The organism is Roseovarius azorensis, assembly GCF_900109455.1.
Taxonomy (GTDB): domain Bacteria; phylum Pseudomonadota; class Alphaproteobacteria; order Rhodobacterales; family Rhodobacteraceae; genus Roseovarius; species Roseovarius azorensis.
Window position 1 is genome coordinate 68314 of the sequence record NZ_FOAG01000008.1, and the last position, 19520, is coordinate 87833.

Sequence of the window (19520 nt, forward strand, 5' to 3'; positions counted from 1 at the left end):
GTAGGGGGAAGCTCCTATCTCTGTCAAAAACCTGCATGCAGAGGAGATTCCATGCCCGGACGCCTGATCCCCGGCCTAAGTGCCGCCATTCTCGCCTTGACCCCCTTGCCTGCCCTGGCCGCGAGCCACGGCCACGGCAACGACCACAGCGGGCATTCGATGCAGATGGATCACGACATGCCCGCCTCGACCCGCGCCTACAAGGAGGCCAATGCCGCGATGCATGCCGACATGGGAATCGACTATACCGGCGATGCCGACGTGGATTTTCTGCGAGGGATGATCCCGCATCACGAAGGCGCGCTGGCGATGGCGCGTATCGTGCTCGAATACGGCAGCGACCCAGAAGTACGCAGGCTGGCCGAAGAGGTGATCGCCGCGCAGGAATCGGAAATCGCGTGGATGCAGAACCGCCTGCGCGAAATGGGCTACTGACCCCTTACGCGCCGCAGCCGCCCCAGTTGCGCCGCCAGATAGGCTCCGCCAAACGCGCCCAGCGCATCGGCCAGCAGATCCGCCCATTCCGCCCCGCGCCCGACGAAGGGCTGCACGATCTCGATCACGCCGCCATAGGCCAGCACCGTCAGCGCCACCGCGCGCCACAGGGCAGGACGGGCATAGGCCATGGGCATGGCCAGCGCCGCAAAGGCCATGAAATGCAACAGTTTGTCGACTCCCGGCGGCCCCTGCGGACCGGGGGGATGCGGGATCAGGGTCAGAGCTGCGATCACAAGCGCAAGGATCAGGGTGACAAAGCGGGCCATGCCCAGCCCTTAGGCATGGCGTGCCGCGAAATCAAGCGGAACCCGAGCGTGTCAGCGGACCACATGCACCGCGCAGGTGGCATGGCGAACGACCTTGGCTGCCGTAGATCCCAGCAGCAGATCCTGCATGCCGGGACGATGGCTGGCGATCACGATGCAATCGGGCTCATGCGCTTCGGCCCAGTCGAGGATGGTGCGGCCAGAGTGACCGTCCACCACATAGGACGCCCCATTGGGCAAGGTTGCAGCCAGATCGGCCAGTTCGGCCTCGATCGCCTTGCGCGCCTCCTTGAGAAACCCTTGCGGCAGATAGGAGATCGCATAGCCGGGAATCTGCTCTATCACGTGAAGAAGGCTGATCTTGCCTCCTTCATCAGCCAGAAGCCGGGCCACGTCCAGCGCGCCAGCGGCGTCGCGTTCCCTGTCAAACGAAACCGGCACCAGAATATGCTTGTACATTGGTTGTCCTTTCCTGTTGCAGTCTTCAAGACTGGCGCGGAACCCAGGCGCGTGCCTTGATCCAGATCACCCCCCGCTACTGCGCCTCGCGGATCTGCGCCGCGATTTCTGCCGCCCACTCGCCGATGATCGGCAGAACCTCGATCTGGCTGAGCATCCAGACCAGGATCGACAGGAGCACGGTGGCGCCCACCACCGTCCCCAACCCCACCGCGAGGCCACGCGCGAAATTGAACGCCAGGAGGCGCGGCATGGAATTGTGAATACGAACGAAGCGATGGCTGTTGAGCAGGCGCAGTTCGGCGCGCAACGCCTCGATCTCGCGCGTGAGATCCTCCGGGCTTGCCCGTTCGTCCTTCATCCGAAGGTCGCCGCGACATCATACATCACCGGCTCGAAACTCTTGCAGAGTTCGTTGATTTCCCGGTTGCGGGCGCGCATCTCGTCGCTGCGCAGCATGGCCTGGAAATCCTCGCGCGCGCGCCATTGCGAATAGTTGGCGATCCGGGTCTGGGCGTCGTTCACATGCAGACCGGCGGCGATGAATCCGGGCTGACGCGAGATGAACGCCTCGTAGGCCTCGGTCAGCAGGTCGAGCAGATCCTGACATGTGCCCGGCGTCACCTCGAAGGTGGTGATCACGGTCTGGTGGCTGGTGTCGGTGGTGATATGCGGCATCGGGCACCTCCTTTGTGGATCTAGCCTAACACGCAGGCATGCAACGGTAAATTCCGCACATGTCTTAACCGCCGCTTTACCATTTTTAATCATGGTTAGCGCAGAGGTAACCATGTCGCGACTCCTGATCCTCGGGCTGATCCTGATGCCGTGGCTGGCGGTCATGGCCACCGCAGGCGCGTGGCCGCGTGACAAGGGGCAGGTCTTTGCCGTGCTTTCGGGACAGATCGAGGGGCCGGATGAATTCGGGTTCTACCGGCAGAGCAACGCGCTCTATGCCGAATACGGCGTGACCGGACGGCTGACGCTGGGCGTCGATCTGGGCGGGGACGCGCTGCGCATGAACAAGACGATTGCCTTTCTGCGCTGGCCACTGGGGCGGGTGGACAGGTCTCTGAAACTTGCCTTCGAATTGGGCGCCGGACAGGTCGAAGAAAAAAACGCCCTGCGCCCCGGCCTGTCGTTGGGGCGCGGTTTCATGCTGGGCGGACGTCAAGGCTGGCTGGCAGTGGATGGTCGCGCGGTGCTCTTTGGCGGGCGTGACGTGGCCCTGGAAAGTGATATCACTTTCGGGCTGTCGGCCAGCCGGAAAACCAGGATGATCCTGCAACTGCAATCCGGACGGCCCGATACGGGCGATCCCTATGCCCGGTTCGCCCCCTCGCTCATCTACGAGACGAAACCGGGCCAGCAGGTCGAACTGGGCGTGATCACACCCATCGCCGGAGGGGGCGACAACGGAATCAGGCTGGGTCTCTGGCGCAGGTTCTGACCCAGGCCAGAGCCTGCGGCTCATAACGGATCGTCGATCCGCACGCGCAGGACGACTGTGCCGGATACCGGCCCCGGCCAGCGCAGGGTGATCTGATCGCCAGCGCCCCCCTGCCCGGCCTCGGCATAGGGTGCGGCAAAGACGACCGCCCCGGACGCATCACGCAACGGTCCCGCGGCGACGACCGACTCGACGGTCTGCGCCCATGCCCCGAAAGGCAGTTTCGGCGCAGGCGAAACGACCCATGCCGCCTGTGCGCTGCTTTCCGTATGCTGGAGCGCGAGCGGGCTTGCCACGCTTGTGTTCACGTTGTGAAAGGCGTTCCCGGCAAAGGTGATGTTGCGGATCCGGTCATAATCCAGATCGGCAAAGCTGGTATCCACCGCCTCGACCCGATCGGTATTCGCGCCGATGATCCGAAAGGAATTGCCAGTCACGTTGAGATTGTTAAGGAAATGGCCCGCCCCATGCGGCCTGACCATCAGGAAAGTGAACCAAGGGGCCACATCGCTGGCGAGAAACACGTTGCCGATCAGGCTGAGCGCGCTGAACGAGAACTCGCTGGCGAATTCCGGCGCCTGATCGTGTTCGTTGCCCCATTCGACAAAGCAGTTGTCGATGTAATTGCCGGTGAGCGTGCCACGATTGTTGGTCCGCGTCAGCACGAACCCCGCCGTGCGGATGCCGTTCTGTGCCGAGTCGCCCTGGAACACATGGTTCCCCGACAGAATCGAACTGGACCCCGCGATCACGCCGAAATGCCGGAAATGCACCACGCGATTGTCGCGCACCTTGATGTCATTGGCGTTGGCGTTGAACCCGATCGAGACACGCTGGGTCGACAGGAGCGGGCTTTCATCGGACAGGAACTGGCAGCGGTCGATCATCATGCCCTGATCGCCTTCGCCATGGCTGGTGATGCCACGATCCCTGGGCCGGGTAATGAAGCAATCGCGGAAATGGTTGGCCGACCCCTGCGGCGGCAACATGACCGCGCTGCAATGGCCGCCGCACTGAAAGTCGATCTCGGAGAAGACCATGCGCGAAATATCCGCGAACCCGCTGAAATCGAGCATGTATCTGAACCGCCGGAAGGTGAACACCTGCGTGCCCGCCGCGTCGAACAGCGGCTGGCTGATATCAAGGCGCTGCGCTGCGACATTCTTTGCGGTGACATAGACCTCGCGGCCCACGCCATTGCCCTGGATCAATGCCCCAACCGGGATATTGGCGACATCCACCACATTGCTCAGCCGCTTGGCATCCGCCGGATCATAGGTCGCCTGCGAGGTCAGCACCTCGGTATCCCAGGCCGCGCCGGGAAAGACCGAGAATTGGCCATTCTCGATCACATGGCGCTGATTGTAGCTGCTTTTGTTGCCGACCGCCGCCGCCATATCAATCGGCGCACGCAGCGCCACCTTGCGCCCGCGCAGGTCTAGCGCGACATGGCCCGGATTGTTCAGCAGCGCCTGATACGCCTTCTTGAAGGCCAACTCGCCATCGCCGAAGGCGTCGATATAGGCGGGCAGATCGAAATTGGCGGTCAGCGCCAGAATCGCCGCATCGGGCATCACCAGACTGCCCTCGAACCTGATGCGGCTCTGGATCGTGGTGCTCTGACCCAGGAAATAGGTGCCGGCGGGCACGATGATCTCGCGGCCCTGCGCCGCCGTATCGGCGGCCTCGAAAGCGGCGTGATCGTCCGTCGCCCCGTCACCGATAGCACCGTAATCGCGCACATCGACCGCGCTCACGATCTTGCCCAGAAAGACCGCGCTGACATCCTCGATGGTGATGTCGTCGATTCGCACGATGCCACCACTGGGTCCGGTCAGATCAATCCCGAAATGTCCGAACAGGGCGTCACGGCCCCAGACCATATCCACCCCCATGCGCGCGCCGGTGCCGACGATGGCGCTGACCTCGACCACCTCGCCATAACTGGTCAGCGTCACCGACGGCCCGCTGAGCGTCACGCCCGCCAGCGGCACGCCACCCGCACCCCCGGCAAAGCCCGCAATCCGCACCTCGGGCAGGTTGCCCGCTATGGCCTTGATCCGCGCGCGGATCTGCAAATAACAGCCGGGCAGGATCGGTGTCTCGCCCATGTAGCGCAGCTTTTGCAGGCTTTCGGTCTTCTGCAGTTCCAGCGCGCCGCCGAAATCCTGATCCGCCGGCACAAATGTCGCATTGGCGGCGCCTTCATAGGTGTCAGAGCCGGGCGTGCCGTCGCCGCTTGACCATTGACCCAATCCTGCCGCAAAGGGCAGTGGCATGAAAACGATGCCGTCGGTGATTGCCTTGTTCATGGAGTTCCCTTTCGTTGTCCCGCAGCCTGCGCGCGCCTTGCGCATGGCCGGTGCGATGGGCGAGGGAATTATCAACGCGGGGTTAACCGGGTCTCACAGCACCGTGACGATGCCGGGAGGACCAGAACACTCTTTCACTGTTCTTCAAAATACTCCGGGGGTTTGGGGGCTGGCCCCCAATCATGGTCTGCGCCCGAGCGCCTCAGAAGGCGTCGGGCCTTGCCTCGCGCGCCATGTGGTCGAGCACGGCGTTGACGAATTTCGCCTCCTTGCCTTCGGGGTAGAACGCCTTGGCCACGTCGACGAATTCCATGATCACCACCTTGGGCGGCGTATCCGATTGTGTCATCTCTGCCCCTGCGGCCCGAAAGAGCGCGCGCAAGGTCGGGTCGATCCGCGCGATCGGCCATTTCGCCACCAGCGCCCGATCGGTCATCTGGTCGATTCTGGCCTGCCAGTTGACCGCATCGTCGATGAGCCTGCGGAAGAGGTCGGCATCGCCTTCGGCCATCTCGACGCCTTCGTCCACCTCGGCGCCGAACCGGTGCTCAAGAAATTCCTCGCGCACCGCGTCAGAGGTCTGGCCGGAATGTTCCATCTGGAACAGCGCCTGCACGGCGTAAAGCCGTGCTGCGGATTTCATCTGGCGTTTCCGGTTGCCCGAGAGGGCGGGTTTGTCGCTCATGCCGATGGCTTGTCCTTTGTCCCGCCCGCCAGCCGGTAATCCTCGGTGGCGGGCTGAAATCCCACGCCCTCGCGCGGACCGCCCCATTTACGGGCGAGGGCGATCAGATGCAAGGCCGCCGCCGCCGCCCCTGCCCCCTTGTTCATCCGGCCGGGATCGGCGCGCACCTCGGCCTGCGCGCGGGTCTCGACCGTGAGGATGCCGTTGCCGATGCACAGCCCCTGAAGCCCCAGCAGGGTGATCCCCCGCGAACTGTCGTTGCAGACGGTTTCGTAATGCGTCGTCTCGCCCCGGATGACGCAGCCAAGCGCCACGTAGCCGTCAAAATTCGACATGCGTTCGGCGATGCCAATGGCAGTCGGAATCTCCAGCGCGCCGGGCACTTCGGCGATCTCGTATGTGCCGCCCGTAGCCTCGATTTCTGCCACCGCCCCGGCGATCAGGTTGTCGGCGATGTCGCGATAGAACGGCGCCACCACGATCAGCAGCTTCACCGGCTTGTCGAATTCCGCGCGGGGCAGGCTGTATTCATGTTCGGCCATGGCCTCAATCCTCGCTCAAAGGCTGGGTGCCGGTGATGGAGATGCCATAGGCGTCCAGACCCAGATAGCGGGTTCGCGGGCTGTCGGTCAGCAGGATCAGCTCGTGAATGCCCATGGTCGACATGATCTGCGCACCCAGCCCGGTCTGCTTGACGGTGCGCGGGGTGTCGTCATCCTCCATCTCTCCCGAGAGTTTGGGGCGGGGTTGCCGGAACAGGAACACCGCGCCGCGCCCCTCGCGGGCGATGATCTCCATCGCGCGCGGCAGCTTGCCCGTCGGGCCATGGGTGCGTCTGGTCAGACCGATGCCCAGAACGTCCTCAAGTGCGTTGAGCGCATGGGCGCGCGCCAGGACCGGGCGACCGTCGGTGATGTCGCCCTTGACCAGCACGACATGTTCGGTGCCGGTGATCTGGTCGGCAAAAATGCGCATGTCCCAGTCGCCGCCATGGCTGGACGTCACCTGTTCGCGGCGCGTCTCGGTGATCAGGTTGTCATGCTTGTGGCGATAGGCGATCAGATCGGAAATCGTGCCGATCTTCATCTTGTGGCGCGCGGCGAATTCGATCAGATCCGGCAGGCGCGCCATGCTGCCGTCCTCTTTCATGATCTCGCAGATCACGCCCGAGGGGTTCAGCCCCGCCAGCCGCGCGATATCGACCGCCGCCTCGGTATGACCCGCGCGCACCAGCACCCCGCCGCGCCGGGCGCGCAGGGGAAAGACGTGGCCGGGCGTGGCGATCGCGGCCATGGTGTTCTGTTCGTTGATCGCGGTGGCGATGGTGAGCGCCCGGTCATGGGCGGAAATGCCGGTGCTCACGCCCTCACGCGCCTCGATCGAGACGGTAAAGGCGGTTTCATGCCGCGAGGAATTGTTGACCGCCATCATCGGCAGGCCCAGCCGGTCGATCCGTTCAGCGGTCATCGGCAGGCAGATCAGGCCGCGCCCGTGAGTGGCCATGAAGTTGATCGCCTCGGGCGTGGCGAATTCGGCGGGGATGACGAAATCGCCCTCGTTCTCGCGGTCCTCGTGATCGACAAGGATCACCATGCGCCCCGCGCGCGCCTCACGGATGATTTCCTCGGTGGGAGAGATCGCATGGCGCAGGTCGGCCTCGACGGGGCCGGGTTTCTCGAACGGGACGGTGTCGGACATGGGATGATCCCCCTCGCAGCATGCAGCCCGGCCCGGATACCGCAGGCGGACGGCAATGGCCAGAGGGGATTGGCGCCGCCTCGCCATGCGATTTAAGGTTTGCACCCCTCCGCGCCAGGCCTCAGACTGTGCGGAAATATTCCTGAGAGGTCGACCATGACACTTGCCCGCCGCCCCTGGGTGTCCGCCCATTGCGAGGATTTGATCCAGACGCTTGCCAGCCGCACCGCCGCCGAGGGCGCGGATGCGATCGCCACACGGATCGAGGCCTTGGCGCAGGAAAACCGCCGCATCCACGAGGCCGAATGTTTCAACCTCAACCCCGCCACCAACGTGATGAACCCGCGCGCCGAGGCGCTGTTGTCCTCTGGCATCGGGTCGCGCCCGTCGCTGGGCTATCCGGGCGACAAATACGAGATGGGGCTGGAGGCGATCGAGGAAATCGAGGTGATCGCGGCAGAGCTGGCGGCCGAGGTATTCGGCGCGACCCATGCCGAAATTCGTGTGCCTTCGGGGGCGATTGCCAATCTCTACGGCTTCATGGCCACCTGTCGGCCGGGCGACACGATCATCGCCCCGCCTGCCAGCATCGGCGGGCATGTGACGCATCATGCGCCGGGTTGCGCGGGGCTTTACGGCTTGCGGATTCTTGAGGCCCCCGTGAACGCGGATGGCTATACGGTCGATGTCGCGGCGCTGCGCCTGCTGGCGCTGGCCGAACGGCCCCGGCTGATTACCCTGGGCGCGAGCCTGAACCTGTGTGAGCATCCGGTGCGCGAGGTGCGCGCGATTGCCGACGAGGTGGGCGCAAAGCTGCTGTTCGACGCCGCGCATCAGTGCGGGATCATCGCGGGGGGCGCATGGCGGAACCCGCTGGACGAGGGCGCACATCTGATGACGATGAGCACCTACAAGAGCCTCGGTGGCCCCGCCGGGGGCCTTATCGTTACGAATGAGGCGGGTCTGGCCGAACGGCTGGACGCCATCGCCTTTCCGGGCATGACCGCCAATTTCGACGCGGCGAAATCGGCGGCGCTGGCGGTGACGCTGCTGGACTGGCGGGTGCATGGGCGCGCCTATGCGGCGCAGATGGTGGCCGTGGCGCAGGCGCTGGCGGCGGCGCTGGAGGATGAGGGGCTGCCGGTTTTCAAGGCGGCGCAGGGCGCCACGCAGTCGCATCAGTTCGCGGTCGAGGCGACCGGGTTTGGCGGCGGTCAGGCGGCATCAAAGACGCTGCGCCGGGCGGGATTTCTGGCCTGCGGCATCGGCTTGCCGATCGCTCCCGTGGTCGGCGACATGAACGGGCTGCGCATCGGTACGCCGGAACTGGTCCGCTGGGGTGTGACGCCAGAAGATGCGACCCGAATGGCCGGGCTGATCGCGCGGGCGCTCAGGGGCAATGACCCGGACGCGCTGTTGCCGGAAGTGTCGGAATGGCGGCAGAGCTTTGACCGGTTACACTACGTGACATGACACGGCTCATTGCCGCGCGGCCATGCGGGATCAGGTGATCCGGATCGGATACCGGTCTGGTTCGGCGAACACGTCGATCACCCGCGTGCCCGCCTTGATCAGCGCGCCATGCTCTACATCTGCGTCGATCGAATAGCTGTCACCCGGACCATAGACCCTTGTCTTGCCACCGATGGTGAACTCGATCTCGCCCTCTACGACCGTTCCCCATTGTGCCCCGTGACGATGCGGCGGCAGTTCCATATCCTTGAGAAAGGTAAAGAACACGCACAGCCCATGATCAGAGCGGATTGCCCGCGTCTGGACCACGTCTTCGGAAAAGGGAACGTCGATTGACGGGAAGCCCATGATGAAATTGGGAAAGCTCATCTGCGTCACCTCTTGCTTGGAAAGCTTCAGCTTGAGCGGCGCAGACCAACTACGCAATGAAATTAATGCAACTTTTTCCGAATCCGCTGCACCATCCACCAGACCAGTGCGACCACCGGCAGGGTCACGGCGGCGGTGATCATGCCCTTGCTCACGCCAAACACATCCGATACCGGATAGAGCAGATAGCCCGCCAGCGACACGGCATAGTAGCTGATCGCCACCACCGACAGCCCCTCGACCGTGCGTTGCAGCCTGAGTTGCAGATCGGCGCGGCGGTCCATGCTCTCCAGCAGCGCCTGGTTCTGCGCGCTGCGGTCCACATCGACGCGGGTGCGCAACAATTCTCCGGCGCGCATCGCCCGGTCGGCCATGGCCGACAGCCGGTCCTTGGTGGCGCGCACGGTGTGCATCGCCGGATCATAGCGGCGCATCATGAATTCCGCGAATGTCTGGCGGCCCTCGAAACGTTCCTCGCGCAGCACCGCGATGCGCTGATGCACGATCTGCTCATAGGCCGCGGTCGCGCCGAACCGGAACGAGGATTGCGCCACCAGCGATTCCAGTTCCGCCGAGACGCGCAGCAGGCTCTGCAGGGTTTGCTCGGCGGGCTGGCTGCCGCCGGTCATGTCGCCGATGAGGCGGCTTAGCTGGCTGTCGGTCTCGCCCATCTGGCGGCCCATCTCGCGGACGCGGGCAAAGCCCAGCATCGACATCGCCTTGTAGGTCTCGATCTCGCAGAGGCGCTGCACGATCCGCCCGATCCGCCGCGCGCCGGTCGTGGGCGCGACATGCAGTGAAAAGCGCAGGTGCCCCGCCGGGTCGATCCGGAAATCCCCCGCGATCACGGCGGCATCGTCGAGCACACGCGCCACCGCCACGCTTTCCGAGACGAACCAATGATCGATCTCGTCGCGGGTGGTCTCGCGGCTTTTCCATGGCGCAACACGGATCATCGCGGAGGTCACCCGCAAACCCGGCGCGGCGGCCAGCCACTCGGTTGGAAACACCTCGAAATCCGCCGGATCGAAGGGGCGGGAACTGACGCCTTCGGTAAAGACGGTGTAGGTCACCATCTCGGTATGGCTTTCCCATTTCAGGCTGTGCCGCCCGATCTGGCCCGAGTAATGCGTGGCGCCAGGCTGCGGGTGCGTGGCCCCGTAACGATCCAGAAGCGCCGTCAGATGCGCCAGATCCGCCGCCCGGTCGCGCTTGGCCGCGTCATGCGGTTGCTTTACGGCCAGAAACACCGCCGTGCAGGGCGCGGTAAGCGAGGGAAAGGGCCGCGCGTGCAGCTCGTTGGCCAGCTCATAGCGCAGCGGATGATCTTTGATGGGGGACATGCGCCGGTCTCCTGATGTCAGCGCCTCCATAACCTGTCCCGCCGACACGAAAAAGCGTTTTCTCAAGCAAAGCCAATGATTTAGCGGAATGCGACCGTATACTGCCCAACGCCTCGGCTTCTTCTTGGTCTAAATACCCCGAATCCGCGACCCGCCAAAGGCGAAACAACAGGAAAGGGGCGCGGCCCTCTGGCCACGCCCCTTCCAGTTCACAAGCCCCCCTGGGATCAGTCGATCCTGCTCAGCAGGCTTGAGACGCTGTCCTTGGCGTCGCCGTAGAACATCCGCGTGTTTTCCTTGTAGAAAAGCGGGTTCTCGATGCCGGAATAGCCGGTGCCCTGCCCGCGTTTGGACACGAACACCTGCTTGGCCTTCCACACCTCGAGCACCGGCATTCCGGCGATGGGCGAGTTGGGATCGTCCTGCGCCGCCGGGTTGACGATATCGTTCGAGCCGATGACGATCACCACGTCGGTATTGGGGAAGTCCTCGTTGATCTCGTCCATTTCCAGCACGATGTCATAGGGCACCTTGGCCTCGGCCAGAAGCACGTTCATGTGCCCCGGCAGACGGCCCGCGACCGGGTGGATGCCGAAGCGCACGGTCTTGCCCCTGGCGCGCAGTTTCTGGGTCAGGTCCGAAACCGCCCCCTGCGCCTGCGCCACCGCCATGCCGTAACCCGGCACGATGATGATCTCGTCGGCCTCGTTGAGGGCTGTCGCCACGCCGTCGGCGTCGATCGCGATCTGCTCGCCCTCCATTTCCGCCGCCGGACCCTGCGGTCCGCCAAAACCGCCGAGGATCACCGAGATGAAATGCCGGTTCATCGCCTTGCACATGATGTAGCTCAGGATCGCACCCGAAGAGCCCACGAGCGCCCCCACCACGATCAGCAGGTCATTGCCGAGGCTGAAGCCGATGGCCGCCGCCGCCCAGCCCGAGTAACTGTTGAGCATCGAGACCACGACGGGCATGTCGGCCCCGCCGATCCCCATGATCAGGTGATAGCCGATGAAAAAGGCCAGCAGTGTCATCACCACCAGCGTCCAGACACCGGCCTCGTTGAAATAGAGGATGCCAAGAATCACCGACAGGATCGCCGCCCCGGCATTCAGCATATGCCCGCCGGGCAGCTTTTTCGCCGCCGAGTTCACCTTGCCCGCCAGCTTGCCAAAGGCCACGACCGACCCGGTAAAGGTCACAGCACCAATGAAGATGCCGAGAAACACCTCGACCCGCAGGATCGAAACCTCGACCGCATCCTTCTTGGCCAGAACGGCGGCAAAACCTTCGAGCCCCTTGCGGGCGGTCTCGTCAAGCGCCAGAACGCGCGTCAGTTCGAGATCGGCGTTCAGGCCGACAAAGACCGCCGCCAGGCCGACGAGGCTGTGCATCGCCGCCACAAGCTGTGGCATTTCCGTCATCTGCACCCGCGTCGCCACCACCCAGCCGATGACGCCGCCACCCGCGATGAGAAGGAGCGACAGGAGCCACAGGCCCGCGCCGGGGCCGATCAGCGTGGCGATGATCGCCAGCGCCATGCCCGCCATGCCGTACCAGACCGCGCGCTTGGCGCTCTCCTGTCCCGAGAGCCCGCCCAGCGCCAGAATGAAGAGGATCGCCGCGATGACATAGGCGGCGGTTGTGAAGCCGAAATCCATTATCCTCTACTCCTTACGATTTCTGGAACATGGCAAGCATGCGCCGGGTGACGAGGAAGCCGCCGAAAATGTTGATCCCCGCCATGAAGACCGACAGCGCCGCCAGCAGGATCACCAGAAACGACCCCGACCCGATCTGCATCAGCGCCCCGAGGATGATGATCGACGAGATCGCGTTGGTGATCGCCATCAATGGCGTGTGCAGGCTGTGCGAGACGTTCCAGATCACCTGAAAGCCGACAAAGACAGCCAGCACGAAAACGATGAAATGCTGCATGAAGCTGGCAGGGGCCACCAGCCCCACGGCCAGCAGCAGCACCGCGCCCACGGTCAGCAGCGTGACCTGCTGTTTCGTCTGCGCCTTGAAGGTCGCCATTTCCTGCGCCTTGCGCTCCTCGGGCGTCAGATCCTTCGCCTTTTCCTTGGGCTTGGCCGCCGCTATCGCGGCCACCTTGGGCGGCGGCGGTGGAAAGGTGACCTCGCCCGCATGGGTCACGGTCGCGCCGCGGATCACGTCATCCTCCATGTTGTGATTGACGACGCCGTCCTTGCCGGGCGTGAGGTCGGTCAGCATGTGGCGGATGTTGGTGGCGTAGAGCATCGACGCCTGCGTCGCCATGCGCGACGGGAAATCGGTATAGCCGATGATCGTCACGCCATTCTCGGTGACGATCTTTTCGTCCATCACCGTCAGCTTGCAGTTGCCGCCCTTTTCCGCCGCGAGATCGACGATGACCGAGCCGCGTTTCATGGATTTGACCATGTCCTCGGTCCACAGTTCCGGCGCCTCGCGGTTGGGAATGAGGGCGGTGGTGATCACGATGTCCATATCGGGGGCCAGTTCGCGAAACTTGGCAAGCTGCGCCTCGCGGAATTCCGGGCTGGAAACCGAGGCATAGCCGCCCGTCGCGGCGCCATCCTGTGCGGCCTCCTCGAAATCGAGATAGACGAATTGCGCGCCCATCGATTCGACCTGTTCGGCCACTTCGGGGCGCACGTCGAAGGCATAGGTGATCGCGCCCAGCGAGGTCGCGGTGCCGATGGCCGCCAGCCCTGCAACGCCCGCGCCGATGACCAGAATCTTGGCCGGCGGCACCTTGCCCGCCGCCGTGATCTGGCCAGTGAAGAAGCGGCCAAAATTGTTACCCGCCTCGATCACCGCGCGGTAACCCGCGATATTGGCCATCGAGGACAGCGCATCCATCTTCTGCGCGCGGGAAATGCGCGGCACGCTTTCCATGGCGATGACAGTGGCGCCCTTTTCGGCGGCCATCTTGAGCTGTTTCTCGTTGCCGCCCGGATTGAAGAAGGAAATCAGCGTCTGCCCCTCGCGCAGGCGCTTGACCTCGGTATCGGTCGGAATACGCACCTTGGCGATGATGTCGCAGCCCTTCCACAGCGCGGCGGCGGTCTTGATCACCTCGACCCCGGCGGCCTCGTAATCGGCGTCCGAAAATCCGGCGCGCTCGCCCGCGCCGCTCTCGATCGCGCATGTATGGCCGAGTTTCTGCAGTTGCAGCGCCGATTCGGGCGTCATTGCCACCCGGTTCTCGCCCTCAAGCACTTCCTTTGGCGTTCCGATCTTCAATGCTGTCTCCCCCTCTGGCAGATCAATTGGTCTGTAGGCCCCGGTGATGCGGGTGCCGGTTTCGCTGTTTCGAAGGTCGTTATTTCACACAATTTGGCGAGTGGCGATATCAAGATTGTCGGAACTTTCAAACCCACCGCCGCGTTTTTTCGCAATATTGCGCATAATCCATGCGGAATTTGCGCCTGAGCCGGTCCTCCTCGGGGAGAATGAAGCGTTTTTCGATGATCCAGACAAAGACGGGAATGAGCGGCAGCGCCAGAACCGCATCCCATCTCAGGATCAGCCCGGCAAGGATCAGGGAATCGCCCAGATAGATCGGATTGCGCGAGCGGCTGAAGATGCCTGAGCGGATCAGGCGCTCGGCCTCCCGATGGGGGACGATGGTGGTGCGATGGCGGCGGAATTCGGCGGCGGCCAGCACGATCAGCAATATCCCCCCGCCGACCAGCAATCCCCCGGCCAGATCGGCCCAGCCCCCGCCGAAACCCAGCCCCATAGGCAAATACGCCGCCTGCATCCAGGCCAGCGCCAGAAATCCCGCCAGCCAGACCGGCGGCATGTCGATCCATTTGCGCATCCGACATCCTCTGTTCCACGCCTGATTGCATCGTCGCGGCAGGTGGCTACAGTAGCCTGAGAAATGCGGGAGGCAAGATGACACTGAACGGCAAACACGCGCTGATCACCGGCGGCGGCAGCGGCATCGGTCTGACGACTGCACGGGCCTTGGCGGATTCTGGCGCGCAGGTGACGATCACCGGACGGCGCATGGGCGTGCTCGAGGCGGTGACGGGCGCGGGTATTCATCCGCTGGCGATGGATGTGACCGACGAGGCGCAGGTCGTTGAGGGTGTCGCGCGTGCCGTGGCCGAGCGTGGCCCGGTGCAGATCTGCATCCCCAACGCGGGCATCGCCGAGGGGCGCGCGCTGCACAGGACCGATGCGGCCTTCTGGCGGCAGGTGATGGCGACCAATCTCGATGGTGCCTTCTACACGGTGCGTGAATGCCTGTCGGAAATGCGCGGCACGGATTGGGGTCGGGTGATCGCCATTTCCTCGATTGCCGGGATCAAGGGGTTGAAGGGGGCCGCCGCCTATACCGCCAGCAAACACGGGATGATCGGTCTGATCCGGGCGCTGAGCGAGGATTACCTGGGCACGGGCCTGACCTTCAACGCGATCTGTCCGGGGTATGTTGATACCGAGATCGTGACCCGCAATGTCACCGCCATTGCCGAGCGGGCGGGCATCCCGGAGGACGAGGCGCGCGCGCTCATGGTCGGGGCCAACCGCCACAAGCGACTGATCGAGCCGGACGAGGTGGCGCAAGCCGTGCTCTGGCTTTGTGGTCCGGGATCGCAGAGTGTGAACGGACAGGCCATCGAGATCGCGGGCGGGCAGTTCTGAACCCTGCACATCGAGGAACGAATACATGCAGACAGTCATGATCTATTTTGCTGCCGCGTTTGCTGAAATCCTTGGTTGTTTTGCCTTCTGGATGTGGCTACGGCTGGATCGGTCGATCCTGTGGCTTGCACCGGGGATCGTGTCGCTGGCGGTGTTCGCATGGCTGCTGACCCTTAGCCCCGCAAGCGAGGCCGGGCGTGCCTATGCGGTCTATGGCGGAATCTACATTGTTTCGTCGCTGATCTGGCTCTGGATGGCAGAGGGGCACCGACCCGATCATTGGGATCTGACCGGCGCGTCATTGTGCCTGTTCGGCGCAGCGATCATCCTGTGGGGGCCGCGTGCCGCATGACCGGGGAGGTTGGCAAAGAATGACCGATTTCGACAGGACGCGCGCGATGTTCCGGCTGCCCGAAGGGGTGATCTATCTCGACGGCAATTCCCTTGGGCCGCTGCCTGTGGCAGCCGAGACGCGGATGCGGACGGCGATGCGGGACGAATGGGGCGCAATGCTGATCACCGGCTGGAACCGCGCCGGGTGGATGACGCAGCCGCGCACTCTGGGCGACCGGATCGGGCGACTGATCGGGGCGGAGCCGGGGCACGTGGTGCTGGGCGACACACTGTCGGTCAAGGTCTATCAGGCGCTGGCCGCCGCGCTGGAGATGCGACCGGAGCGCCGCGTCATCCTGTCGGACAGCGGCAATTTTCCATCCGACCTCTACATGGCCGAAGGGTTGATCCGCATGCTGGGGCGGGGGCATGAGCTGCGTGTCGTGGCCCCCGGGGACGTGGCGGATGCGATCACCGAAGAGGTCGCCGTGACGCTGATCACCGAGGTGGATTACCGCACCGGGCGGCTGCATGACATGGCGGACCTGACCGCGCGCGCACACGCGGCAGGGGCGCTGGCGGTCTGGGATCTGGCGCATAGCGCGGGCGCGCTGCCGGTCGATGTCGCGCGGTGCGGCGTGGATTTCGCGGTGGGCTGCACCTACAAGTATCTCAACGGTGGTCCCGGCGCGCCGGCCTTTGTCTACGTGGCCCCGCGCCATGCGGATCGGGCCGCGCCAGCGCTCTCGGGCTGGTTGGGTCATGCGGCGCCGTTTGCGTTCGAGCAGGGCTACCGGCCCGGCGCGGGTATCGAACGGATGCGCGTGGGCACGCCGCCGGTGCTGGCGATGGCCGCGCTCGAATCGTCGCTGGATGTCTGGGAGGGCGTGGACATGAACGCGCTGCGCGCCCACTCGATAGAGTTGAGCGAGGCGTTCATCGCCAGGGTCGAGGCCGCCTGCCCGATGCTGGAACTGGCCAGCCCGCGCGACCCGGCGGCGCGCGGTTCGCAGGTATCGTTCCGCTTTGCCGAGGGCTATGCGGCGATACAGGCGCTGATTGCCCGTGGCGTGATCGGCGATTTCCGCGCACCGGATATCATGCGCTTTGGCTTTGCCCCGCTTTACATCAGTCCCGAGGACGTGGGGGAAGCGGCAGCGCGACTGGCGAGCGTGATGACGGAGCGGCTGTGGGACGATCCCGCCTATCGCATCCGCGCGGCGGTGACCTGAACCGGGCGGCGGCGGGCCCTGTCAGGCGGATCGCAGAACCGGGGCGGCGCGCCCTGCCGCCCAGGCGCGCACCGCGTCGCCAAAGGCGGAGAACAGCGGGCGGCTGACCGGATCGTTGACCGCGTTGTATTCGGGATGCCATTGCACCGACAGGGTAAAGCCCGGCGCCCCCTCGACATAAAGCGCCTCTGGCGTACCGTCGTCGGCCCAGCCGTCGACCACCACGCCGCGGCCCTCGCGCAGGATGCCCTGTCCGTGCAGGGTGTTGGTCATGACCTCCTCTGCCCCCATCAGGCGGTGAAAGACGCCGCCGCGGGCAAAGCGGACCTTGTGGCGCAGCGCGAACTGTTCCTCCATCGTGCCGTCGGGCGGCATGCGGTGATTGCTGCGCCCCGGCAGATCGCGGATCTCAGGGTGCAATGTGCCGCCAAGGGCAACGTTCACCTCCTGAAAGCCGCGGCAGATGCCCAGAAACGGCTGCCCACGTTCCAGGCAGGCGCGCACCAGCGGCAGGGTGATCGCATCGCGCGCCCGGTCGAACGCGCCATGCGCCTCTGTCTCAGGCTCGCCATATTCCTCGGGGTGGACATTGGGGCGCCCGCCGGTGAGCAGAAAACCGTCGCAGACCTGCATCAACTCGGGCACCGTCACATAGCGCGGATCCGAGGGAATTATGAGCGGCATGCACCCGGCCACATCGGCGACGGCGGAGGAATTGATCGTGCCGCCCGCATGGGTCGGATAGCGGTTGTCGATCTGATACTGGTTGGCGATGATGCCAACGATCGGGCGTTTCATTGTCATCTTTCCTGGTTGGGCCGTGTTTCAGGTGATTTGCCCAAAATATAGACCCGATTGGAATAACAAAACATCAATCCACGCACATATTTCCGTGCAGAGATGCGGATTTGTCCGAGGCGGCTACACGATTTCTTAATCCTGTGGCGTCATCCTCTTGATGTGGGCGCAGGGACCGCTTGACCGGTCAGAGGCTGTCCTGGTCGGTCGGGGTGCCCTCGTCCACACGACCGGCCCTGCGTACGCGGCGGCAGCGGGCGCTGCAATGGCGCACCTCGGCCCAGACGCGGGCCCATTTGCGCCGCCAGCACATTGGCCGCCCGCAGGTGGCGCACGTCCTGACCGGCAGGTCAGATTTGCGGCGCGCGCGTGGCATCTACAGGTCGAGGTTCAGCTGACGATCAGGCCGCGCGGCGCGCCTGGGGCGTTTGCGGCTGGCATGCCGGGTGACGATGCGCGCGGTTTCGGCGTCGCCACGATGGGCGCGGCGGCAGGCCCAGACCACCTCGCGCGCCGTGCGGGCGGCCTCGACATGATCCACCACGGGGGCGGGATAGGCGCGATCCAGCAGCCTGGCCGCCTCTGGCCAGTCCCACGGGCGTTGCAGGAACGCATCCGGCACCGCCTCCAGTTCCGGCAGCCAGCGACGGGTGAAGGCCCCTGTCGGATCCTGATCCAGCCCCTGCTTGACCGGGTTGTAAATGCGGATCGTGTTCATCCCCGTGGTGCCCGACTGCATCTGCACCTGCGGCCAGTGAATCCCCGGCTCGTAATCGGTAAAGACCCGCGCCAGCACCGGGCCGGTGCTGCGCCAGTCCAGCCAGAGGTGATAGGAGGCCACCGCCATCAGCATCGAGCGCATGCGGAAATTGAGCCAGCCGGTGGCGATGAGCGACCGCATGCAGGCATCGACAAAGGGCAGGCCGGTTTCACCCCTTGACCACGCCCCCAGCCGCACGGGATCGGGGATGCGGCGGCGCAGCGCCTCATAGGCAGGATGCAGGCAGCGCTGTTCTATCGCTGGTTCGTCCTCCAGCTTTTGCATGAAATGATCGCGCCATGCCAGCCGCGCCTGGAACGATCGCATGGCGCGTGCCCAATCCGCACCCCTGCCCGTGGGCGCATCGCGCCCCGCCTGCACCGCCTCGCGCAGCGAGAGCGTGCCAAAGACCAGATGCGGGCTGAGCCGCGAACAGGCGCGCGCGCCGGTCAGCGGCGCGGACATGGCGCGCTGATAGGTCTCGCCGCGCGTGGTGAGAAAGCTGTCGAGCGCCCGGATCGCGGCACCGCGCCCGCCCTTTTGCCGCATCGGGCAGGGATCATCGAGGCCCAGCATCGCGGCCTCGGGCAACGCCGCGCCCGCCACGTCGACCGCGCGGACGGCCCGCGCCGGCGGAACAGTCGGCGCGCGCATGAACGCCTCGCGCTGCCCGTGCCAGGCATCGCGGCTGCGCAGCCGGCGCACCACGCCAGATTGCGGCAGTTCGTGCCACTCTACCCCTTGTCCCCGCGCCCAGCCCGCCACGGCACGGTCGCGGGCATAGCTCCAGAGGTTGCCGGTTTCCTCGTGGCTGACGAGATGCGCCACCCCATGCGCCGCGCGCAGATCCTCCAGCACCGCCACCGCCGCGCCCACCCGCAGCACCAGCGGCAGGCCAAGCCCCGCCAGATCGGCGCGCAGGCTGTCCAGAGATTCGCGCACAAACGCATAGTGGCGGCCCGAGGCATCGGGCTGTGCCCACAACTCCGGCTCGACGATATAGAGCGCGATCACCGGCCCCAGCCGCGCGGCATGGGTCAAGGCCGGATGATCCTGCACCCGCAGATCGCGTTTGAACCAGAGGATTACGGGGCGTTCCATGCGGCCTCAGATAGCGGCAAGCCGCCCGAAGGAAAGCCCCATTGCGGCCCCTGACAGCAGCCCTTAGGGTCGCGCCAGAGAGAC

The 19520-nt window shown here is 64.8% G+C and carries 22 protein-coding genes; 6 read left to right on the forward strand and 16 right to left on the reverse strand.

Annotation, left to right across the window (positions count from 1 at the left end; translation table 11 throughout):
* Window positions 1-51: 51 nt before the first annotated feature.
* Entirely contained in the window at window positions 52-435 is a 384-nt protein-coding gene (gene copM / locus BSG08_RS12855; RefSeq protein WP_093037561.1) for a CopM family metallochaperone, read from the forward strand.
* Here copM and BSG08_RS12860 read toward each other — a convergent pair.
* From BSG08_RS12860 to BSG08_RS12875, 4 genes are all read right to left on the reverse strand, one after another.
* Window positions 429-764: a VanZ family protein gene (locus BSG08_RS12860; protein ID WP_093037564.1), complete on the reverse strand. Its 336-nt coding sequence runs from the start codon at window positions 762-764 to the stop codon at window positions 429-431. The genes copM and BSG08_RS12860 overlap by 7 nt on opposite strands.
* A gap of 51 nt (window positions 765-815) precedes the next feature.
* Window positions 816-1223, reverse strand: a complete 408-nt coding sequence (locus BSG08_RS12865; protein ID WP_093037567.1) for a universal stress protein — start codon at window positions 1221-1223, stop codon at window positions 816-818.
* A 76-nt stretch (window positions 1224-1299) separates the two neighbouring features.
* On the reverse strand, window positions 1300-1584 hold the full coding sequence (locus BSG08_RS12870) for a DUF5665 domain-containing protein (protein ID WP_093037570.1): 285 nt from the start codon (window positions 1582-1584) through the stop codon (window positions 1300-1302).
* Window positions 1581-1901 carry an antibiotic biosynthesis monooxygenase family protein gene (locus BSG08_RS12875; RefSeq protein WP_093037573.1) on the reverse strand — a complete coding sequence of 107 codons (321 nt, stop codon included), beginning with the start codon at window positions 1899-1901 and terminating at the stop codon, window positions 1581-1583. The genes BSG08_RS12870 and BSG08_RS12875 overlap by 4 nt, the downstream gene beginning before the upstream one ends.
* 112 nt (window positions 1902-2013) lie before the next feature.
* On the opposite strand from BSG08_RS12875, the gene BSG08_RS12880 reads away from it, so the two are divergent.
* The gene (locus BSG08_RS12880) at window positions 2014-2673 is read left to right on the forward strand and encodes a hypothetical protein (RefSeq protein ID WP_093037576.1); all 660 of its coding nucleotides are present in this window, start codon (window positions 2014-2016) and stop codon (window positions 2671-2673) included.
* A gap of 20 nt (window positions 2674-2693) precedes the next feature.
* On the opposite strand, the gene BSG08_RS12885 is transcribed toward BSG08_RS12880, so the two are convergent.
* From BSG08_RS12885 to ribB, 4 genes are all read right to left on the reverse strand, one after another.
* Complete coding sequence (locus BSG08_RS12885) at window positions 2694-4985, reverse strand: glycosyl hydrolase family 28-related protein (protein ID WP_093037579.1); 2292 nt, start codon at window positions 4983-4985, stop codon at window positions 2694-2696.
* Window positions 4986-5187: 202 nt separating this feature from the next.
* Window positions 5188-5670 carry a transcription antitermination factor NusB gene (gene nusB, locus BSG08_RS12890; protein ID WP_093037582.1) on the reverse strand — a complete coding sequence of 161 codons (483 nt, stop codon included), beginning with the start codon at window positions 5668-5670 and terminating at the stop codon, window positions 5188-5190.
* Window positions 5667-6212, reverse strand: coding sequence for a 6,7-dimethyl-8-ribityllumazine synthase (locus tag BSG08_RS12895; RefSeq protein WP_093037585.1), 546 nt, complete (start codon window positions 6210-6212; stop codon window positions 5667-5669). The genes nusB and BSG08_RS12895 overlap by 4 nt, the downstream gene beginning before the upstream one ends.
* A gap of 4 nt (window positions 6213-6216) precedes the next feature.
* Window positions 6217-7368 (reverse strand): 3,4-dihydroxy-2-butanone-4-phosphate synthase, encoded by a 1152-nt coding sequence (ribB, locus tag BSG08_RS12900; RefSeq protein WP_093037588.1) that lies wholly within the window; start codon window positions 7366-7368, stop codon window positions 6217-6219.
* A 156-nt stretch (window positions 7369-7524) separates the two neighbouring features.
* On the opposite strand from ribB, the gene BSG08_RS12905 reads away from it, so the two are divergent.
* Window positions 7525-8841, forward strand: coding sequence for a serine hydroxymethyltransferase (locus tag BSG08_RS12905; protein ID WP_093037591.1), 1317 nt, complete (start codon window positions 7525-7527; stop codon window positions 8839-8841).
* A gap of 30 nt (window positions 8842-8871) precedes the next feature.
* Here the strand turns inward: BSG08_RS12905 and BSG08_RS12910 are convergent, their stop codons facing one another.
* The 5 genes from BSG08_RS12910 to BSG08_RS12930 all read right to left on the reverse strand — a co-directional run bounded on the left by BSG08_RS12910 (window position 8872) and on the right by BSG08_RS12930 (window position 14382).
* Window positions 8872-9210 (reverse strand): cupin domain-containing protein, encoded by a 339-nt coding sequence (locus BSG08_RS12910; protein WP_093037594.1) that lies wholly within the window; start codon window positions 9208-9210, stop codon window positions 8872-8874.
* Between the two features lie 62 nt (window positions 9211-9272).
* Complete coding sequence (locus tag BSG08_RS12915) at window positions 9273-10553, reverse strand: DUF3422 family protein (RefSeq protein WP_093037877.1); 1281 nt, start codon at window positions 10551-10553, stop codon at window positions 9273-9275.
* Between the two features lie 227 nt (window positions 10554-10780).
* Window positions 10781-12214 carry an NAD(P)(+) transhydrogenase (Re/Si-specific) subunit beta gene (locus BSG08_RS12920; protein WP_093037597.1) on the reverse strand — a complete coding sequence of 478 codons (1434 nt, stop codon included), beginning with the start codon at window positions 12212-12214 and terminating at the stop codon, window positions 10781-10783.
* 13 nt (window positions 12215-12227) lie between these two features.
* Window positions 12228-13802 (reverse strand): Re/Si-specific NAD(P)(+) transhydrogenase subunit alpha, encoded by a 1575-nt coding sequence (locus BSG08_RS12925; protein ID WP_093037600.1) that lies wholly within the window; start codon window positions 13800-13802, stop codon window positions 12228-12230.
* Between the two features lie 127 nt (window positions 13803-13929).
* Complete coding sequence (locus tag BSG08_RS12930; RefSeq protein ID WP_245770698.1) at window positions 13930-14382, reverse strand: methyltransferase family protein; 453 nt, start codon at window positions 14380-14382, stop codon at window positions 13930-13932.
* Window positions 14383-14459: 77 nt separating this feature from the next.
* On the opposite strand from BSG08_RS12930, the gene BSG08_RS12935 reads away from it, so the two are divergent.
* The 3 genes from BSG08_RS12935 to kynU are packed head-to-tail and all read left to right on the forward strand — an operon-like array spanning window position 14460 to window position 16777.
* Window positions 14460-15212: an SDR family NAD(P)-dependent oxidoreductase gene (locus BSG08_RS12935; protein ID WP_093037603.1), complete on the forward strand. Its 753-nt coding sequence runs from the start codon at window positions 14460-14462 to the stop codon at window positions 15210-15212.
* 25 nt (window positions 15213-15237) lie between these two features.
* Entirely contained in the window at window positions 15238-15564 is a 327-nt protein-coding gene (locus BSG08_RS12940; protein ID WP_093037606.1) for a YnfA family protein, read from the forward strand.
* 19 nt (window positions 15565-15583) lie between these two features.
* A complete protein-coding gene (gene kynU, locus BSG08_RS12945) occupies window positions 15584-16777 on the forward strand; it encodes a kynureninase (protein ID WP_093037608.1) in 1194 nt (397 codons plus the stop codon).
* A gap of 21 nt (window positions 16778-16798) precedes the next feature.
* On the opposite strand, the gene BSG08_RS12950 is transcribed toward kynU, so the two are convergent.
* The 3 genes from BSG08_RS12950 to BSG08_RS12960 all read right to left on the reverse strand — a co-directional run bounded on the left by BSG08_RS12950 (window position 16799) and on the right by BSG08_RS12960 (window position 19436).
* Window positions 16799-17575: a gamma-glutamyl-gamma-aminobutyrate hydrolase family protein gene (locus BSG08_RS12950; protein WP_093037611.1), complete on the reverse strand. Its 777-nt coding sequence runs from the start codon at window positions 17573-17575 to the stop codon at window positions 16799-16801.
* 187 nt (window positions 17576-17762) lie between these two features.
* Entirely contained in the window at window positions 17763-17951 is a 189-nt protein-coding gene (locus BSG08_RS19840) for a DUF2256 domain-containing protein (protein ID WP_093037613.1), read from the reverse strand.
* The gene (locus tag BSG08_RS12960) at window positions 17952-19436 is read right to left on the reverse strand and encodes an FAD-binding domain-containing protein (protein ID WP_093037615.1); all 1485 of its coding nucleotides are present in this window, start codon (window positions 19434-19436) and stop codon (window positions 17952-17954) included. It lies immediately after the preceding gene.
* Window positions 19437-19520: the final 84 nt, after the last annotated feature.

What these genes read in the sequence shown, in the direction of transcription:
- copM (WP_093037561.1), top strand. Translation starts at nt 52, where the DNA reads ATGCCCGGACGCCTGATCCCCGGCCTAAGTGCCGCCATTCTCGCCTTG.
- BSG08_RS12860 (WP_093037564.1), bottom strand. Translation starts at nt 764, where the DNA reads ATGGCCCGCTTTGTCACCCTGATCCTTGCGCTTGTGATCGCAGCTCTG.
- BSG08_RS12865 (WP_093037567.1), bottom strand. Translation starts at nt 1,223, where the DNA reads ATGTACAAGCATATTCTGGTGCCGGTTTCGTTTGACAGGGAACGCGAC.
- BSG08_RS12870 (WP_093037570.1), bottom strand. Translation starts at nt 1,584, where the DNA reads ATGAAGGACGAACGGGCAAGCCCGGAGGATCTCACGCGCGAGATCGAG.
- BSG08_RS12875 (WP_093037573.1), bottom strand. Translation starts at nt 1,901, where the DNA reads ATGCCGCATATCACCACCGACACCAGCCACCAGACCGTGATCACCACC.
- BSG08_RS12880 (WP_093037576.1), top strand. Translation starts at nt 2,014, where the DNA reads ATGTCGCGACTCCTGATCCTCGGGCTGATCCTGATGCCGTGGCTGGCG.
- BSG08_RS12885 (WP_093037579.1), bottom strand. Translation starts at nt 4,985, where the DNA reads ATGAACAAGGCAATCACCGACGGCATCGTTTTCATGCCACTGCCCTTT.
- nusB (WP_093037582.1), bottom strand. Translation starts at nt 5,670, where the DNA reads ATGAGCGACAAACCCGCCCTCTCGGGCAACCGGAAACGCCAGATGAAA.
- BSG08_RS12895 (WP_093037585.1), bottom strand. Translation starts at nt 6,212, where the DNA reads ATGGCCGAACATGAATACAGCCTGCCCCGCGCGGAATTCGACAAGCCG.
- ribB (WP_093037588.1), bottom strand. Translation starts at nt 7,368, where the DNA reads ATGTCCGACACCGTCCCGTTCGAGAAACCCGGCCCCGTCGAGGCCGAC.
- BSG08_RS12905 (WP_093037591.1), top strand. Translation starts at nt 7,525, where the DNA reads ATGACACTTGCCCGCCGCCCCTGGGTGTCCGCCCATTGCGAGGATTTG.
- BSG08_RS12910 (WP_093037594.1), bottom strand. Translation starts at nt 9,210, where the DNA reads ATGAGCTTTCCCAATTTCATCATGGGCTTCCCGTCAATCGACGTTCCC.
- BSG08_RS12915 (WP_093037877.1), bottom strand. Translation starts at nt 10,553, where the DNA reads ATGTCCCCCATCAAAGATCATCCGCTGCGCTATGAGCTGGCCAACGAG.
- BSG08_RS12920 (WP_093037597.1), bottom strand. Translation starts at nt 12,214, where the DNA reads ATGGATTTCGGCTTCACAACCGCCGCCTATGTCATCGCGGCGATCCTC.
- BSG08_RS12930 (WP_245770698.1), bottom strand. Translation starts at nt 14,382, where the DNA reads ATGCGCAAATGGATCGACATGCCGCCGGTCTGGCTGGCGGGATTTCTG.
- BSG08_RS12935 (WP_093037603.1), top strand. Translation starts at nt 14,460, where the DNA reads ATGACACTGAACGGCAAACACGCGCTGATCACCGGCGGCGGCAGCGGC.
- BSG08_RS12940 (WP_093037606.1), top strand. Translation starts at nt 15,238, where the DNA reads ATGCAGACAGTCATGATCTATTTTGCTGCCGCGTTTGCTGAAATCCTT.
- kynU (WP_093037608.1), top strand. Translation starts at nt 15,584, where the DNA reads ATGACCGATTTCGACAGGACGCGCGCGATGTTCCGGCTGCCCGAAGGG.
- BSG08_RS12950 (WP_093037611.1), bottom strand. Translation starts at nt 17,575, where the DNA reads ATGAAACGCCCGATCGTTGGCATCATCGCCAACCAGTATCAGATCGAC.
- BSG08_RS19840 (WP_093037613.1), bottom strand. Translation starts at nt 17,951, where the DNA reads ATGCCACGCGCGCGCCGCAAATCTGACCTGCCGGTCAGGACGTGCGCC.
- BSG08_RS12960 (WP_093037615.1), bottom strand. Translation starts at nt 19,436, where the DNA reads ATGGAACGCCCCGTAATCCTCTGGTTCAAACGCGATCTGCGGGTGCAG.